Annotated in this window: 13 protein-coding genes; 5 read left to right on the plus strand and 8 right to left on the minus strand. The window is 71.8% G+C overall.

The window, feature by feature from the left end; genetic code table 11:
* The first annotated feature begins 171 nt into the window (after positions 1-171).
* From ACFU3E_RS21460 to ACFU3E_RS21475, 4 genes are all read left to right on the plus strand, one after another.
* Positions 172-477 (plus strand): YtxH domain-containing protein, encoded by a 306-nt coding sequence (locus ACFU3E_RS21460; protein ID WP_248500641.1) that lies wholly within the window; start codon positions 172-174, stop codon positions 475-477.
* A gap of 152 nt (positions 478-629) precedes the next feature.
* A complete protein-coding gene (locus ACFU3E_RS21465; protein WP_384160377.1) occupies positions 630-2078 on the plus strand; it encodes an FGGY-family carbohydrate kinase in 1449 nt (482 codons plus the stop codon).
* A gap of 111 nt (positions 2079-2189) precedes the next feature.
* On the plus strand, positions 2190-3923 hold the full coding sequence (locus ACFU3E_RS21470) for an ABC transporter ATP-binding protein (RefSeq protein WP_384160380.1): 1734 nt from the start codon (positions 2190-2192) through the stop codon (positions 3921-3923).
* Complete coding sequence (locus tag ACFU3E_RS21475) at positions 3923-5851, plus strand: ABC transporter ATP-binding protein (protein ID WP_384160383.1); 1929 nt, start codon at positions 3923-3925, stop codon at positions 5849-5851. The genes ACFU3E_RS21470 and ACFU3E_RS21475 overlap by 1 nt, the downstream gene beginning before the upstream one ends.
* A 102-nt stretch (positions 5852-5953) precedes the next feature.
* Here the strand turns inward: ACFU3E_RS21475 and ACFU3E_RS21480 are convergent, their stop codons facing one another.
* The 5 genes from ACFU3E_RS21480 to ACFU3E_RS21500 form a co-directional block, all read right to left on the minus strand.
* A complete protein-coding gene (locus tag ACFU3E_RS21480) occupies positions 5954-7252 on the minus strand; it encodes a sigma-70 family RNA polymerase sigma factor (RefSeq protein ID WP_384160386.1) in 1299 nt (432 codons plus the stop codon).
* Between the two features lie 86 nt (positions 7253-7338).
* Complete coding sequence (gene dnaG, locus ACFU3E_RS21485; protein ID WP_384160389.1) at positions 7339-9258, minus strand: DNA primase; 1920 nt, start codon at positions 9256-9258, stop codon at positions 7339-7341.
* A 38-nt stretch (positions 9259-9296) separates the two neighbouring features.
* The gene (locus ACFU3E_RS21490; protein ID WP_384160392.1) at positions 9297-10562 is read right to left on the minus strand and encodes an NAD(P)/FAD-dependent oxidoreductase; all 1266 of its coding nucleotides are present in this window, start codon (positions 10560-10562) and stop codon (positions 9297-9299) included.
* A gap of 159 nt (positions 10563-10721) precedes the next feature.
* Entirely contained in the window at positions 10722-12005 is a 1284-nt protein-coding gene (locus ACFU3E_RS21495) for a deoxyguanosinetriphosphate triphosphohydrolase (protein WP_384160395.1), read from the minus strand.
* Positions 12006-12129: 124 nt separating this feature from the next.
* Positions 12130-12900 (minus strand): sirohydrochlorin chelatase, encoded by a 771-nt coding sequence (locus ACFU3E_RS21500; RefSeq protein WP_384160398.1) that lies wholly within the window; start codon positions 12898-12900, stop codon positions 12130-12132.
* A gap of 214 nt (positions 12901-13114) precedes the next feature.
* Between ACFU3E_RS21500 and ACFU3E_RS21505 the strand changes: the two genes are divergently transcribed.
* Positions 13115-13813: a vancomycin high temperature exclusion protein gene (locus ACFU3E_RS21505; RefSeq protein ID WP_384160401.1), complete on the plus strand. Its 699-nt coding sequence runs from the start codon at positions 13115-13117 to the stop codon at positions 13811-13813.
* Between the two features lie 11 nt (positions 13814-13824).
* Here ACFU3E_RS21505 and ACFU3E_RS21510 read toward each other — a convergent pair whose 3' ends face one another.
* Genes ACFU3E_RS21510 through ACFU3E_RS21520 form a run of 3 tightly spaced genes read right to left on the minus strand, consistent with a single transcriptional unit; the run spans position 13825 to position 17378 of the window.
* The gene (locus tag ACFU3E_RS21510; protein WP_384160404.1) at positions 13825-14592 is read right to left on the minus strand and encodes an enoyl-CoA hydratase-related protein; all 768 of its coding nucleotides are present in this window, start codon (positions 14590-14592) and stop codon (positions 13825-13827) included.
* Positions 14593-14604: 12 nt separating this feature from the next.
* A complete protein-coding gene (locus ACFU3E_RS21515) occupies positions 14605-15861 on the minus strand; it encodes a hypothetical protein (RefSeq protein WP_384160407.1) in 1257 nt (418 codons plus the stop codon).
* Positions 15858-17378: an amino acid adenylation domain-containing protein gene (locus ACFU3E_RS21520; RefSeq protein ID WP_384160410.1), complete on the minus strand. Its 1521-nt coding sequence runs from the start codon at positions 17376-17378 to the stop codon at positions 15858-15860. The genes ACFU3E_RS21515 and ACFU3E_RS21520 overlap by 4 nt, the downstream gene beginning before the upstream one ends.
* Between the last annotated feature and the right edge of the window lie 166 nt (positions 17379-17544).

A 17544-nucleotide genomic window follows, 5' to 3' on the forward strand; every position in this document is an offset into this window, starting at 1 on the left:
GCTACCGAGGAAGGTCTCGTTGTGCATCGAACGCACCTACCTGGGTATTCGCCAGGGGGCGCGCGTCCGCTGCGACACATACATTAGCGCAAGCAGGGGGGTGCTCCGCCAATCGGTACTCCCCGGCACCGACGCCGCACCGGAGACCTATGCAAGGAAAGGGTGGCCGCCATGCGTTACCGGCTCACGTTCGTCGCCGGAGTCGTCCTGGGTTACGTGCTGGGCACGAGGGCCGGGCGCGAGCGCTACGAGCAGCTGAAGAAATCAGCCCGGCAGTTCGCTCAGAACCCCGCGGTCCGCAACACCGCCGAGACGGCGGCACACCAGGGCCGCGAGTTCGCGGGCAAGGCGTACCACGTCGTCAGCGACAAGGTCGGCGACCGCATGCCCGACTCGGTGGCCGACCGGGTCCGCCACCTGCGGGAGCGGGCCACCCACAACGGCGGCGAGGACGACTGGGGCACGACCAACACGTAACAGTTCCTTCTCGTGCCGGGTACGGCCACGTCCCTCGGGGGGCGCGGGGAACTGCGCGACCAGCCACGACGAACCCCGCACCCGCGCCCCGGCGCCGGGATCCACGGCGCCCACGGCTCGACCCGAGCGGAGCGTACGGCAGAATTTTGGCCATGGGGATAGTCGCCGGGTTGGACAGTTCACCCGATTTCACTCGGATCGTCGTCTGTGACACGGACTCCGGAGCCGTGCTCAGGCAGGGATATGCACCGCATCCGGTGGAGAGCCCCGAGGGCGGCGGCCGGCCGTCGGACGTCGATCCGCAGGCCTGGCTGCTCTCCCTGGGCGAGGCCGCGGGCGGCGGACTGCTCGAGGGCGTGCAGGCGATCGGCGTCTCGGCGCAGCAGAACGCCGTCGTGCCGCTGGACGCGCAGGGCAACACCGTGCGGCCGGCGATGGTGGGCGGCGACAAGCGGACGCAGGTCGCCGCGGCCGATCTGGTCGACGCGCTCGGCGGGCGCGCGGCGTGGGCGCAGGCGGTGGGCTGTGTGCCGCAGGCCGCGCAGCCGATCACGAAACTGCGCTGGCTGGCCCGGACCGAACCGGAGAACGCGCAGCGCACCGCGATCCTCCTCCAGGCGCACGACTGGCTGGTGTGGCAGCTGCTGGGCCGGCCGGTGCGCAGAACCACCGACCGGGGCGGGGCGTCCGGCACCGGTTACTGGTCGGCGGCGACGGGTGGCTACCGGCCCGACCTCGTCGAGCTGGCGCTCGGGCACCAGGTGATGCTGCCGGAGGTGATCGGCCCGGCGGACGCGGCCGGTACGACGCCGGAGGGGCTGCTGATCTCCATAGGCACCGGCGAGACCATGGCGGCCGCGTTCGGGCTGGGCATCGGCCTCGGCGACGCGGTGGTGTCACTGGGCGCGTCCGGGTCCGTGATGGCCGTGCACCCCGAGGCGCTGGTGGACGGGTCGGGGATGATCACCGCGCTCGCGGACGCGACCGGCATGCACCTGCCCGTCGTCACCACGCTGAACGCCGTACGGACGCTGCGCGGGGCTGCCGAGCTGCTGGGGCTGCCCGATCTGGAGAGCCTGTCCGACCTGGCCATGAAGTCCACGCCCGGGTCGCACGGGCTGGTGATGCTCCCCTATCTGGAGGGCGAGCGGACGCCGAACCTGCCGCATACCGCGGGGACCCTGGCCGGGCTCCGGCGCGAGTCGATGAAGGCGGAGCACCTGGCGCGGGCCGCGTTCGAGGGCATGCTGTGCGGACTCGCGGACGCGCTGGACGTGCTGCGCGGCCGGGGCGTGGACGTGCGGCGGGTGTTCCTGCTCGGGCCGGCGGCCGAACTGCCCGCCGTGCAGGCGGCGGCGCCGTCGCTGTTCGGGACGCAGGTCGTGGTGCCGCAGCCCGCGGACTACGCGGCGATCGGCGCGGCCCGCCAGGCGGCCTGGGCGCTCGGGGCGTCGCAGGGCACGCTCGACGTGCGCACCCCGCCGGCCTGGCAGGGCGCGGTGGCGCAGGTGCTGGAGCCCGGCGACGAGCTGGCCGTGGGGCAGGCGGTGCGGCAGCAGTTCGTGGCGGTGCGGGAGCAGACGCATCCCGGAGCCCTCTGACCCTCTTGACCGCCTGTTGGGTTAATTCGGTTGAGGTAACGCCGGTGGAGTGTCCGACGATGGGGGCCAGGGGCAACCATCCGCCCTGTCGCCCACTCCGAGAGAAGCAGCGTGCTCATACGACTTCTGCGGACCTATCTCAGGCCCTACAAGAGACCCATCGCCCTGCTGGTACTGCTGCAGTTCCTGCAGACCTGCGCCACGCTCTATCTCCCCACGCTGAACGCGGACATCATCGACCAAGGGGTCGTGAACGGCGATACCGGCTACATCCTGGGCTACGGCGGTCTGATGATCGGCATCTCGCTGATCCAGGTCGTGTGCAACATCGGCGCCGTGTACTACGGCGCCCGTACGGCGGCGGCGGTCGGCCGGGACCTGCGGGCGTCCGTGTTCGACCGGGTGCAGTCGTTCTCCGCGCGTGAGGTCGGTCACTTCGGGGCGCCGTCGCTGATCACCCGGACGACGAACGACGTCCAACAGGTGCAGATGCTGACGCTGATGACGTTCACGCTGCTGGTGTCGGCGCCGATCATGTGCGTGGGTGGCATCGTGCTGGCGCTCGGACTGGATGTGCCCCTGTCCGGGGTGCTGGTGGCGGTCGTGCCGGTGCTGGGCATCTGCGTGACGTTGATCGTGCGGCGGCTGCGGCCGCTGTTCCGGGCGATGCAGGAGCGGCTGGACGCGGTGAACCGGGTGCTGCGCGAGCAGATCACCGGCAACCGGGTGATCCGCGCCTTCGTCCGGGACGAGTACGAGCAGCAGCGCTTCCGGAGGGCGAACACCGATCTCACCGACTTCGCGCTGGGCACCGGCAATCTGCTCGCGCTGATGTTCCCGATCGTGATGACGGTGGTGAACCTGTCGTCGATCGCCGTGGTGTGGTTCGGCGCGCACCGGATCGACAGCGGCGGGATGCAGATCGGTGACCTGACCGCGTTCCTGGCCTATCTGATGCAGATCGTCATGTCCGTGATGATGGCCACCTTCATGTTCATGATGGTGCCGCGCGCGGAGGTGTGCGCCGAGCGCATCCAGGAGGTGCTGGACACCTCGTCGAGCGTCGTGCCGCCGTCGGCGCCGGTGCGGGAGCTGCGCCGGCACGGGCATCTGGAGATCCGCGGGGCGGGTTTCCGCTATCCGGGTGCCGAGGAGCCGGTGCTGCGGGCCGTCGACCTGGTGGCCCGGCCGGGCGAGACGACGGCCGTCATCGGCTCGACCGGCAGCGGCAAGTCCACCCTGCTCGGGCTGGTGCCGCGGCTGTTCGACGCCACCGACGGGGAGGTGCTCGTCGACGGTGTCGAGGTCGCGGAGATCGAGCCGAAGCTGCTCGCGAAGACCGTCGGGCTGGTGCCGCAGAAGCCGTACCTGTTCGCGGGGACCGTGGCGACCAACCTGCGCTACGGCAATCCGGACGCCACCGACGAGGAGCTGTGGCACGCGCTGGAGGTGGCGCAGGCCAAGGACTTCGTCGAAGGGCTGGAGGGCGGGCTCGACTCGCCGATCGCGCAGGGCGGGACGAACGTCTCCGGCGGGCAGCGGCAGCGGCTCGCGATCGCCCGGACGCTGGTGCAGCGGCCCGAGATCTACCTCTTCGACGACTCCTTCTCCGCGCTCGACTACGCCACGGACGCCGCCCTGCGGGCCGCGCTCACGCGCGAGACCTCCGAGGCGACCGTGGTGATCGTCGCCCAGCGGGTGTCGACCATCCGGGACGCCGACCGGATCGTCGTCCTCGACGAGGGCCGGGTCGTCGGCACCGGCCGGCACCACGAGCTGATGGCGGACAACGAGACCTACCGGGAGATCGTGCTCTCCCAGCTCACGGAAGCGGAGGCTGCCTGATGGCGGGGCCCATGGGGCGGATGATGGCCGGGGGCGGCCCCGACCAGCGCTCGCTCGACTTCAAGGGGTCGGGCAAGCGGCTCGTCGCGCAGTTCCGGCCGGAGCGGATCACCCTCTGCGTGCTGCTGCTGTGCGTGGTGCTCAGCGTCGGCCTCAACGTCGTCGGGCCGAAGATCCTCGGCCAGGCCACCGACCTGGTCTTCGCGGGCATCGTCGGGCGGGACATGCCGGAGGGGGCGAGCAAGGAGCAGGTCCTCGACTCCATGCGGCAGCGCGGGGACGGCGACGTCGCCGACATGCTGCGCAGTACCGACTTCACCCCGGGCGAGGGCATCGACTTCACGGCCGTAGGGCATGTGCTGCTGCTGGCGCTGGGCGTGTTCGCGGTGGCCGGGCTGCTGATGGCGGTGGGGACGCGGCTGGTGAACCGGGCCGTGAACCGCACCATGTTCCGGATGCGGGAGAACGTGCAGACGAAGCTGTCGCGGCTGCCGCTGTCGTACTTCGACCAGCGCCAGCGCGGCGAGGTGCTGTCCCGGGCGACCAACGACATCGACAACATCGGGCAGACGCTCCAGCAGTCGATGGGGCAGCTCATCAACTCGGTGCTGACCATCATCGGCGTCCTCGCGATGATGTTCTACGTCTCCTGGATCCTCGCGCTGGTCGCGCTGGTGACCGTGCCGCTGTCGTTCGTCATCGCCACGCGCGTCGGCAAGCGGTCGCAGCCGCACTTCGTGCAGCAGTGGCGCTCCACGGGCACGCTGAACGCGCACATCGAGGAGATGTACACCGGGCACACCCTGGTGAAGGTGTTCGGGCGGCAGGAGGAGTCGGCGCAGCAGTTCGCCGAGCAGAACGACGCGCTGTACGAGGCGGGGTTCAAGGCGCAGTTCAACAGCGGTCTCATGCAGCCGCTGATGTTCTTCGTGTCGAATCTCAACTACGTGCTGGTCGCGGTGGTCGGCGGGCTGCGGGTCGCCTCGGGCTCGCTGTCCATCGGCGATGTGCAGGCCTTCATCCAGTACTCACGGCAGTTCTCGATGCCGCTGACACAGGTCGCGTCCATGGCGAACCTGGTGCAGTCGGGCGTCGCCTCGGCGGAGCGGGTCTTCGAGCTGCTCGACGCGGAGGAGCAGAGTGCCGACCCGGTGCCGGGCGTACGGCCCGAGGAACTGCGCGGGCACGTGGCGCTGGAGCAGGTGGCCTTCCGCTACGACCCCGACAGGCCGCTCATAGAGGATCTGTCGCTGAAGGTCGAGCCCGGCCAGACGGTCGCCATCGTGGGCCCGACGGGCGCCGGCAAGACGACGCTGGTGAACCTGCTGATGCGGTTCTACGACGTCACCGGCGGGCGCATCACCCTCGACGGGGTCGACATCGCGCGGATGTCCCGGGACGAACTGCGGGCCGGGATCGGCATGGTGCTGCAGGACACGTGGCTGTTCGGCGGCACGATCGCGGAGAACATCGCGTACGGCGCCTCCCGGGAGGTCACCCGCGGGGAGATCGAGGAGGCGGCCCGGGCGGCGCACGCGGACCGGTTCGTCCGGACGCTGCCTGACGGGTACGACACCGTGATCGACGACGAGGGGAGCGGGGTCAGCGCCGGTGAGAAGCAGCTGATCACGATCGCCCGGGCGTTCCTGTCCGACCCGGTGATCCTGGTGCTGGACGAGGCGACCAGCTCGGTCGACACCCGTACCGAGGTGCTGATCCAGAAGGCGATGGCCAAACTGGCGCACGGGCGTACGTCGTTCGTCATCGCCCACCGGCTCTCCACGATCCGGGACGCGGACGCGATCCTCGTGATGGAGAACGGGTCCATCGTGGAGCAGGGGACGCACGGGGAGCTGCTCGCGGCGGACGGGGCCTACGCGCGGCTGTACAAGGCACAGTTCGCGCAGGCGGTGGCCGAGGTCGACTGAGTCGCGGCCGGTCCGCAGTTCCCCGCTCGAGTACGTGCAGCTGACTCCCTTTCAGGGACGCGGGGAACAGCACGACCGGCCCCCGCCGGCCCGCGGACGGCATCAGTCCAGATAGCCCCTCAGCTGATCCGCGAACGCGTGGTCCCGCAACTTGTTGAGAGTCTTGGACTCGATCTGCCGTATCCGTTCCCGCGTCACGCCGAAGATGCGGCCGATCTCCTCCAGGGTGCGGGGGCGGCCGTCCGCCAGCCCGTAGCGGAGTTGGACGACCTTCCGCTCCCGCTCCCCCAGGGTGGACAGGACCGCCTCCAGGTGCTCCCTGAGCAGCAGGAACGCCGCCGACTCCACCGGAGAGGCCGCGTCGCCGTCCTCGATCAGGTCGCCGAGGGCGACGTCGTCCTCCTCGCCGACGGGCGCATGCAGCGACACCGGCTCCTGGGCGAGGCGCAGGACCTCGCTGACCCGCTCCGGCGCCAGGTCCAGGTGGGCTGCGACCTCCTCCGGTGTCGGCTCGTAGCCCCGCTCCTGGAGCATGCGGCGCTGGACGCGGACGACCCGGTTGATGAGCTCCACGACATGGACCGGGACCCTTATCGTGCGGGCCTGGTCGGCCAGGGCGCGGGACATGGCCTGGCGGATCCACCAGGTGGCGTACGTGGAGAACTTGTAGCCGCGGGCGTAGTCGAACTTCTCGACCGCCCGGATCAGGCCGAGGTTGCCCTCCTGGACCAGGTCGAGCATGGTCAGGCCGCGGCCGACGTAGCGCTTGGCGACCGAGACGACCAGGCGCAGGTTCGCCTCGATGAGGCGGCGCTTGGCCATGCGGCCCATGACGACGAGCCGGTCCAGGTCCAGGGCGAGCTGGCTGTCCAGGTCGGGGGTGAGCCGCAGCTTCTCCTCCGCGAACAGGCCGGCCTCGACACGGCGGGCGAGTTCGACCTCCTCGGCGGCGGTCAGCAGGGGGATGCGGCCGATCTCCCGCAGGTACTGGCGGAACAGGTCCGAGGAGGGGCTGCCGCTCTCGGCGCGGACCGGCGGGGGTGCGACGGCTTCGGGGGCCTCGGCCGGCTCGATGGCCTCGGCAGGTAGCTCCTCCGGCTCCGGTTCCGACTCGGGGTGGTGCACGGCGCGGCTCTGCGCCGGAACCGCGGACAGGGCGTCGTCCTCCGCGTCCGGCGCGGTCCCGTCGGCGCCGGGGGCGGCACCGGCGTCGGTCTGGGTGAGGGTCCGGGTCTGCACGGGGGCGACCTCCAGGATGATCGCTGCCAGGGAGGACGGCAGCGGTACTTCGGGGGCGGAGTCGACGGCCTCGCCGCTTTCCGTCCCGTACGCGATGAGCGGAACCGCGGGGGTCCGGGACCCGTCGGTGACGGATCGGCCGCGCTCCGAGGACTCAGGCACCGGAACCCAGTGTGGGGTAAGACACATCGTCGCCACGAGGGGCGTGCGATGACTTTTTGCTTCCGGTCCGTGACCGCGCGGTGACCTCAGAGCGCGGCGGCGCCGTGCTCCCTCAGGGTCTGGTCGTACTGCTGGAGGACCCACAGCTCGTTCTGCACGGCGGCGAGCTGGGCCGGGTCGCCGTGGGTGCCGAGGCGGGTGAGCCGGCCCGTGATGTCGCGGATACGGCGCTCGACGGCCCGGCGGCGGACGGTCACCAACTGGGCGCCCGCGTAGACCTCGTCGACGCCCTTCACCCCCTTGTGCAGCATGATCGCCTCGACGGCCAGTTCCGTCACCATGGCGCGGACCGCGTCGTCCGGGGCGGCCTCGCGGACCTTGACCAGGTAGTCCTGAGGGTCGGCGACGCCCAGTTCGGCGCCACCGGCGTCCTGGATGGCCTGGCGGACGGCGGCGTAGGGCGGGGCGGTGAACTCGTCCACGCCGTACGCGTCGAACGCCGGGGAGACCAACTCGGGTCGCTGCAGGGCGAGTTTGAGGAGTTCCCGCTCAGTGGCGAAAACGGGGTTGCGGAGGTTGAGGGCCGGGCCGCGGGAGGCGGCCGGCTGGGGCGGGCCGGCGTACTGCTGCCCCTGGTGGTGCCGCTCCGGGGCCGGGCCCTTGCCGCCGCGGTCGCGGGCCCAGCGGGCCAGCTGGGCCACGCGCTTGACCACGAACTGGGTGTCGAGGATGCCGAGCATGCCGGCGAGCTGGACGGCGACCTCGTGCTGGGCGCCGCTGTTCTTGATACGGGCGACGACCGGGGCGGCCTCGTCCAGCGCGGACGCGCGGCCCGCCGGGGTGTCGAGGTCGTAGCGGCTCACGATCTGGCGCAGCGCAAACTCGAAGAGCGGGGTGCGGGGTTCGACCAGGTCCGCGACGGCCTCGTCGCCCTTGGCGAGACGCAGGTCGCAGGGGTCCATGCCGTCCGGGGCGATGGCGATGTACGTCTCGGCGGCGAACTTCTGGTCGTCCTCGAAGGCGCGCAGGGCCGCCTTCTGGCCGGCGGCGTCGCCGTCGAAGGTGAAGATGACCCGGGCCGAGCCGTTGTCCATGAGCAGCCGGCGGAGGATCTTGATGTGGTCGCCGCCGAAGGCGGTGCCGCAGGTGGCGATGGCGGTCGTCACACCGGCGAGGTGGCAGGCCATGACGTCCGTGTAGCCCTCGACGACGACCGCGCGGGACGCCTTGGCGATGTCCTTCTTCGCCAGGTCGATGCCGTAGAGGACCTGGGACTTCTTGTAGATCGCCGTGTCGGGCGTGTTCAGGTACTTCGGGCCGTTGTCCGCCTCGTAGAGCTTGCGGGCGCCGAAGCCGACGACGTCGCCGCCGATGTCGCGGATCGGCCACATCAGGCGGCCGCGGAAGCGGTCGATGGGGCCGCGGCGGCCCTCCTGGGAGAGGCCGGAGAGGATCAGCTCCTTGTCGGTGAAGCCCTTGCCGCGCAGAAAGCGTGTGAGGTGGTCCCAGCCCTGGGGGCTGTAGCCGACGGAGAAGTGCTGGGCGGCGGCCTGGTCGAAGCCGCGCTCGGCGAGGAACTGGCGGCCGGTGTCGGCCTCCGGGCTGGTCGCGAGCTGTTCCCCGTACCAGTCGGCGGCGATCTTGTGGGCCTCGACCAGGCGGATGCGCTCACCGCGCTGGTGGGAGGGGTTGTAGCCGCCCTCCTCGTAGCGCAGGGTGATGCCCGCCTGGCCGGCCAGGCGCTCGACCGCCTCCGAGAAGGAGAGGTGGTCGATCTTCATCACGAACGTGATGGTGTCGCCGCCCTCCTGGCAGCCGAAGCAGTGGAAGAACCCCTTGCTCGGGCTGACCTGGAAGGACGGGGACTTCTCGTCGTGGAAGGGGCACAGGCCCTTCAGGTTGCCGCCACCGGCGTTGCGCAGCTGGAGGTACTCGGACACCACGGCGTCGATCGGGACCGCGTCCCGTACCGCCTTCACGTCCTCGTCGTTGATCCGTCCTGCCACGAGGCGAGTCTACGGGGCCGGACCGACAGTCCTGACGGCTAGGGGACGAGGCTGTCCAGCGGCACGTGCGGGTCTGCCAGCGACTCCGTGTCCACCTGGGCCCTCGATCGGATCAGGCGCTGGATCGTGTCCGTGACGTCCCACACATTCACGTTCATCCCGGCCAGCACCCGGCCGTCCTTCACCCAGAACGCGATGAACTCCCGCTTCCCGGCGTCGCCGCGGATCACCACCTGGTCGTAGCTGCCCGGGGGCGCCCAGCCCGAGTACTCCATGCCCAGGTCGTACTGGTCGGAGAAGAAGTAGGGCACCCGGTCGTACGTCATGTCACGGCCCAGCATGGAGCGCGCGGCCGCCGGGCCCCCGTTGAGGGCGTTGGCCCAGTGCTCGACGCGCACGCGCGTGCCGAAGAGGGCGTGCGGGAAGGAGACGACGTCGCCGGCCGCGTAGACGTCCGGGTCGGAGGTGCGCAGCCGCTCGTCGACGACGATGCCGCCGCCGTGGGCCCGGTCGGCGATCTCCAGGCCGGCCGCCTCCGCGAGATGGGTGCGCGGGGCCGCGCCGATCGCCGCCAGGACGTCGTGCGCCGGGTGTTCCTCCCCGTCGTCCGTGCGGGCCGCGAGGACCATGCCGTCCTGGCCGACGATCTCCGTCAGCCGCCTGCCGAAGCGGAAACGCACCCCGTGCTCACGGTGCAGGTCGGCGAAGAGCCCGCCGAGCTCCGGTCCGAGCACGCCGTGCAGCGGGGTCGGCCCGTGCTCGACGACCGTGACCTCCGCGCCGTACTCGCGGGCCGCCGCCGCGACCTCCAGGCCGATCCAGCCGGCACCGGCGATGACGAGGTGACCGTTGTCCCGGCCGAGGTTGGTCAGGACGTGCTTGAGGCGCTCGGCGTGGGCGAGGCGGCGCAGGTGGTGCACGCCGGCCAGGTCCGTGCCCGGGATGTCGAGGCGGCGCGGCTCGGCGCCGGTCGCCAGGAGCAGCTTGTCGTAGCGGGAGACGGTGCCGTCCTCGCCGAAGCGGACCGTCTTCGCCGTACGGTCGATTCGGTCGACGGTCTGGCCGAGGTGGAGTTCGATGTCGTTGGCCGCGTACCAGGAGGGTTCGTGCACGAAGACGCTGTCGCGTTCCTCCTTGCCGAGGAGGTAGCCCTTGGACAGGGGCGGGCGCTCGTAGGGGTGGTCGCGTTCGTCGCAGATCAGTATCACGCGGCCGGTGAAGCCCTCCGCGCGGAGCGTCTCGGCCGCCTTGGCGCCGGCCAGTCCGCCTCCGACGATGACGAATGTCTGATCCGCGTCGACCACTTGATGCCTCCTACGGGGGTCCGGGGATGTCTCCCCGGAAAACACAGCGGATGTCGCCACTTGCGAGCGTCCCGCACGGAGCGTGATGCGGGAAGAGGGAGTGACCCGATCAGGCCACGGAGGGTCACATTCGGGGGTGCCCGCGCCCCGCCCGTCGCGTCAGTGTGATCCCTGCCCCGTCAGACGGGCGTGAAGCGAGCGGGCGGAGGTGTCGGTGAGGGAGGCGATCTGGTCGACGATCACCCGCTTGCGCGCCCGGTCGTCCGCCGCCTGGTCGAACAGGGCACGGAACTGGGGGTCCAGGCCGTCCGGGGCGCGGGCGGTGAACGCCTCGGCCAGTTCGGCGACGACGATCCGCTGGTCGGCGCGCAGCCGCTCCTGCTCGGCGCGCTGCATGACGTAGAGGTCGGCGACGGCCTTGAGGACGGCGCACTCCGTCCGGGCCTCGCGCGGGACGACCAGTTCGGCGGCGTACCTGGTGAGCCGCCCGGCGCCGTACGCGCTGCGGGTCGCGGTCTCGGCGGCCAGGCAGAAGCGGCCGATGAGCTGGCTGGTGGCGTCCTTGAGGCGGGCCTGGGCGACGGCGGTGCCGTCGTAGCCGTGCGGCCACCACTCCTGGGCGAGGAGCCGGTCCAGGGCCTCCGCGAGCTCGGCGGGGTCGGTGTCGGCGGGCACGTACCGGCCGCGGGCGACCTCGAAGACGTCCCGGCGTTCGGGCTCGGCGTGCAGGCAGTTCGGGTCGATGTGGCCCGCGTGCAGGCCGTCCTCCACGTCGTGCACCGAGTAGGCCACGTCGTCGGACCAGTCCATGACCTGCGCCTCGAAGCAGGTGCGGGTGCCGGGGGCGTCCTTGCGGAGCCAGTCGAAGACCGGGCGGTCGTCGTCGTAGACGCCGAACTTGTTGGAAGCCGGGTCGGTGGGGTGGGCGCCGCGGGGCCAGGGGTACTTGGTGGCGGCGTCGAGGGCGGCGCGGGTGAGGTTGAGGCCGACGGAGCCCTCCGGGGTGAACCGTTTGGGCTCGATGCGGGTGAGGAGTCTGAGGGACTGGGCGTTGCCCTCGAAGCCGCCGCAGTCGGCCGCGAACTCGTTGAGGGCCTGTTCGCCGTTGTGGCCGAAGGGCGGGTGGCCGAGGTCGTGGGAGAGGCAGGCGGCTTCCACGAGGTCCGGGTCGCAGCCGAGGGCCGCGCCCAGCTCGCGGCCGACCTGGGCGCATTCGAGGGAGTGGGTGAGGCGGGTGCGGGGGCTGGCGTCCCAGGCGGGGCCCCGGGTGCCGGGCGTCACCACTTGGGTTTTTCCGGCGAGTCTTCTCAGGGCGGAGCTGTGCAGGACCCGGGCCCGGTCGCGTTGGAAGGCGGTACGGCCGGGGCGTTTGTCGGGTTCCGGGGCCCAGCGGTCGACGGACGTCGGGTCGTAGGCGGTGGGGGTTTGTGCGGTGCCGTCCATGGCTCGACAGTAAGCGCCCATGCGGGTGCCGGGTTCTGATTTCGGGCGTGTGCGGGTGGATTGTGGCTGATCGCGCCCACGCGGCGGAGCCGCGGATCAGTACGGCCCCGCGCCCCTCAAGTCATCACGCCGAGGCCAGTTGCCGGGCAGCGGTCGACGTTGCCAAAGCCTCCTCGTAGCGGTGGAGGACGAGCTGGGCCATCGACGGGTGGGTGCCGAGGGGGGCCGCTGCCACCCATGGGGCCGCCTGGGCGCACTCCGTGGCGAAGCGGCCCGGGGCCGTGAAGTAGGACGCGAGGGCTATGTGGCGGCGGCCCCTCGCCAGGAGGGTGCGGACCGCGGTCTGGACCGTGGGGGTCGCGGCCGAGGCGTAGGCCGGGATGACGGGGACACCGAGGCGGGCGGCCAGGAGGTGGGCCGTGCGGGCGGTGTCCGTTTTCGCGTCCGGGTCGCGGGAGCCCGCCGCGGCGAGGACCACCGCGCTGGTGCGGCGGGGTGTCGCGCCCCAACCGGCCTCCAGCAGGCGGGCCTGGAGGGCGTCCACCAGGAGGGGGTGGGGGCCCAGGGGTGCCGCCAGGTGGGTGTGGGCCCCGCAGGCCGCGGCCAGCTCGGGGATGTCCTGCTTGACGTGGTAGCCGCGGCTGAGGAGCAGGGGGACGAGGACCGCCTCCGTGTCTCCGAGGGCGGCGAGCGTGTCCGGGAGCAGGGGGGCGTTGAGTTCGATGTGGCCCAGGTGCACCGGCACGTCGGGGCGCAGGGCCCGGACCCGGTCGAGAAGCGCGTTCACGGTGCTCAGCGCGTGGGGGTCGCGGCTGCCGTGGGCCACGACCACCAGGGCGGGCGGGGCCGGGCGGCGCGGTGCGGGCGGCGGGACGAGGCTGAGCTGACGGGGCATGCACCGATGGTCGCGGCGCCACGTTGCCTTCCCGTTGCATGGGCGTCACGGGTGTTTTCCAGCGCTTCACGATGCCGGGCAGGGGGTGTGTGAGGTGGTGTGACCTGCGGTTTCCGTGAAGGAGGTGAAGCTGGTCACGTGGCTGGGGATGAACCGGGCGGCCCGGGAGGACGTCCCTGACTGTCGAGGGGCCGACCTGGGGAGGGACCGTCCGATGCGTCGAGTGACGTTCCGCAGACCGCGGCCGCCGCGTACCCGGCGGGGGCAGCGGCGGCTGGTGCAGGCCGTGATGGCCGGGTGCGTGCTCGCGCTGCTCCCGGCGACGTGGATGTACACCGTGGCGGGTGACCGGCTGCGTACGGCGGCGGATGTGCCGCGTACCGATGTGGCCGTGGTGTTCGGTGCCGGGCTGTGGGACGGGGAGCCCTCGCCTTATCTCGCGCACCGGCTCGACGCGGCGGCGAGGCTGTACCGGGAGGGGCGGGTGAAGGTGGTGCTCGTCACCGGGGACAACAGCCGCGAGGACTACGACGAGCCGGACGCGATGCGCGTGTACCTGACGCGGCACGGTGTGCCCGACGGGCGGATCGTCAGCGACTACGCGGGGTTCGACACCTGGGACTCCTGCGTGCGCGCGAAGAAGATCTTCGGGGTGGACGAGGCGGTGCTGATCAGCCAGGGCTTCCACATCCGGCGGGCGGTGGCGCTGTGCGAGGCGGCGGGGGTCACCTCGTACGGGGTCGGGGTGGACGCCGTGCACGACGCGACCTGGTACTACGGGGGCGCCCGGGAGATCCTCGCCGCCGGGAAGGCCGCGCTGGACGCGGCCTTCCGGCCGGACCCGCGGTTCCTCGGGCCGCGGGAGCCGGGTGTGGAGAGGGCCTTGGCGACAGCCCAAGACCCTCTCCCGTAATCGGGTCCGCGTCAGCGTCCCTGGAAGCGCGGGGGGCGCTTCTCCAGGAACGCCGTCATCCCCTCCTTCTGGTCGTCGGTGGCGAACAGGGCGTGGAAGACGCGGCGTTCGAAGCGGACGCCGTCGCGCAGGCCGGTTTCCAGGGCCCGGTCGACGCACTCGCGGGCGGCCCTGACCGCCGCGCGGCCGTAGGAGGCGATCGCCGTCGCCGCTTCGAGGGCCTCTGGCAGGACCCGGTCGTCCGGGACCACGCGGGAGACGAGACCGCAGCGTCCAGCCTCCCGTGCGTCCATCGTGCGGCCGGTGAGGACCAGGTCCATGGTCTTGGCCCGGCCGATGAGACGGGTCAGCCGCTGGGTGCCGCCGATGCCGGGAATCACGCCCAGCTTGATCTCGGGCTGGCCGAAGACCGCAGACTCCCCCGCGACGACCAGATCGCACATCATCGCCAGCTCGCAGCCACCGCCCAGGGCCATGCCGTTGACGGCGGCGATCTTCGGGGTGCGGAGGTCGGCGAACTCCTCCCAGGCGGCGAAGTAGTCCTCGGCCGCCATGTCGACGGCCGACTTCCCGGCCATCTCCTTGATGTCGGCGCCCGCGGCGAAGACCGTGTCCGAGCCGGTGACGACGAAACAGCCCACCTCGGGGTCCGTGTCCAACGGGCGCAGAACGTCGAGGAGTTCGGACAGCAGCTCCGAGCTGAGCGCGTTGCGTACGTGCGGGCGGTGCAGACGTACGGTCACCACCCGGCCGTCCCGCTCCAGCTTCAGGTTGTTCATCGACATGCCCTTCTACGAGTCCCAGATCGCGCCGTACGCGGGAATCCCCCGCCGCTCCAGGCCGTGGACCACCTGCCAGGTCAGCTTCTTGTTGGAGATGCAGATGACCGCCTCGGCGCCGAAGTCCCGGTAGGCGTCGTGGGCGAGGCGCACCATGTCGGGCTTGCCGTGCCGGGAGGTGTCCCAGATCAGGGCGTGCGGCTGGACGGCGAGGATCTCGTCGACCAGGGCGTCGCCGTAGGTCGCGCGGGGGTCGCGGGTCGCCCAGACCAGCCGGGAGGGCACCTGGGCGGCGAGCAGGTGGGGCAGGCAGGGGCCGATGCCGCTGCCGGTGGCGACGTAGACCACCTTGGTGAAGAGGACCTCGATGTTGGCGACGCCGGCGGTGGTGATGCCCTTGACCCACACTTTTGCGGGCAGGTCGTCGATGAAGGAGCCGGTCCAGTCGCCGGCCCGGGAGATGGTCAGCCGGAAGCCCGGCTCGCCGGGGGCGGGGACGTTGGCGAAGGAGTGCCATTCCTTCAGCGGGCTGCGGCTGATCGCCGTGGACGAGCCCGCGAAAGGGGTCTCGCCGTGGTCGAAGCGGGCCAGCACGACGTGGGAGGAGGGGCGTTCGAGGCGGACGTCCACCTTGCGCAGCCGCAGCCAGGGCAGGGCGACGCTGAAGGTGACCACCGTGAGCACGCCGACCTCCCAGGGGCCCGGCGACGACAGCAGCGTGTGCGTCCAGAACAGGGCCAGGGCGGCCCAGCCGCCGAAGCGGTGGATCTTCTCGAAGTGGTCGTGGTGGCGGGAGCGGAAGGGTGGCAGTGCGGTGGCGATGACGAGTGCGAGGAGGGCGATCAGGGCCCAGCCGACGGTCATCGGAGGGCCGCTCGGTGTCGTGATCGTCAGCGCGAGGAACCAGGCCGTGCCCGCCAGCGCCCCGCCGACGTGCAGTCCGCCGAAGTGGTAGACCTTGCCGAGCGTCCAGCGGACCCTCAGCGGCCAGTGCGTCGGCGCCGAAGTCGCCAGCCGGAAGAGGAAGTTGATCACGTACTGCTGGCGTACGACGACGGCGAGGGCGAGGTTGGCGAGGGCCGCGTGCCCGAGGGTGGGTGTGGCCAGGGGCCAACAGGCCCAGGCGAAGACCGCGTTGGCCAGCAGGACCAGGGCCGCCAGCCGGTTGTAGTGCATCAGGCGGGGGTGCTTGAGCAGGCGGCGGGGGCCCGGGAGAAGCGGCGGGAGCCCGCCGGTCGCCTGCTGGCTGCGGGGAGGGGACGTGGTCATCGCGCCACCGCCACGCGCTCCTCGATCATGCGCAGCAGCGCCTGTTTGTCGACCTTGCCGCGGTCGGTCTCGGGGAGGAAGGCCAGCGGCAGGATCCGCTCGGGGACGCAGTAGTACGGCAGGGCGTCCGCGACGGCCCGGCGTGCCGCGTCCGGGTCGACGTCCGCCGGGCAGACGAAGGAGACCAGGGTGCGGGCGTCGCGTTTCAGGGTGACGGCCCGGGCGCAGCCGGCGGCCGACTCCAGGACCGAGGAGACGGAGTCCAGCTCGACGCGGAAGCCGCGCACCTTGACCTGGTCGTCGGTACGGCCGAGGTGCTCCAGCTCACCACCGGGGGTCCAGCGGCCGAGGTCGCGGGTGCGGAACATGCGGTGGCCGCCGCCCAGGAACGGGTCGGGGGCGTAGCGCTCGGCGTTGAGGGCGTCGTCGCCGAGGTAGCCGGCGGAGACGCAGTCGCCGCCGGCCCACATCTCGCCCACCTCGCCGATCGGCAGGGGGCGGCGGTCGGCGTCGAGGACGTAGACCGTGTTGTTGGGGGTGGGGCGGCCGATGGTGAGCAGCGGGGCGGACGGGTCGTGGCGGCTCATCGTGTTGACGATCGTCGTCTCCGTCGGGCCGCAGCAGTTGAAGAAGGCGGCCTGCCGGGCCCACCGGTCGGCCAGCGGGCGCGGGCAGGGCTCCCCCGCGACGGCGACCGTGCGCACCCGTGGGCAGGCGGCGGGGTCGAGGCCGGACAGCACGGTCGGGGTCGCGACGAGCACGTCCGCCGTGCGGGCCGCAGCGGCGAGGTCCTTGCCGCGGATGACGAGTGTGCCGCCCTGGGCGAGGCAGCCGAGGATCTCCCAGGCGGCCATGTCGAAGGCGATGTTGAGGAGCTGGGCGACGCGGTCGCCGGGCCGGACGCCGAGACCGCCCGGGGCGGTGAGCAGGAGGTTGGCGACGTTGCGGTGGGTGACCTTCACGCCGTTGGGGCGGCCGGTGGTGCCGGAGGTGAACAGGACGTAGCAGCCGTCGTCGCCGGTGACGCGGACGCGTGGGGCCGGGGCGTGGGGCAGCGGTTCGTCGAGCGGGAGCAGCAGATGGCCGTCCGGCAGGGGCACGCGGTGGGCGTGCTCGGCGACCGTGAGGACGATCCGGGTCCGGGCGGTGCGGATGACGTGGGTGAGCTGGGCCGGGGGCGCGAGGCCGATGTCCTGCGGGACGTAGGCGGCGCCGGCCTTCAGGATGCCGAGCAGGCCGACCAGCATCGGGATCGAGCGGCGGACGAACAGGCCGACGTGGTCGCCGGGGCGGACGCCCTCGCGGACCAGGCGGGCGGCGAGGGCGCCGGCGTACCGGTCGAGCTCGCCGTAGGTGATGCGGGCGCCCTGGTGTTCGGCGGCCACGGCGTGCGGGGTGGCCGCGGCGTGCCGGGCGACGGCGTGGTGCAGGAGCGGGTCGGGGACGGGGACGGTGGGGCCTCGGCCGTACTGCCGGAAGAGCTGCTGGTCGTGGGGGGTCAAGTGGCGCAGAGGCATGATCGGGTGGCCTCCTGGCTGTTTCGAGGTCGGATTGCCACCCGCGGGGGTGCCGCGGGTGGATGCAGCCGTGAATGGCGGGCATGCCCGGGGTCGAACGCCGTGCGGAGTCGTGCGAGCGCTGCGCGTAGCGAGAGCGTAGTGCTGTTGCTTCAACACTCAACGA

It is taken from the genome of Streptomyces sp. NPDC057424 (assembly GCF_042803315.1).
Classification (GTDB): domain Bacteria; phylum Actinomycetota; class Actinomycetes; order Streptomycetales; family Streptomycetaceae; genus Streptomyces.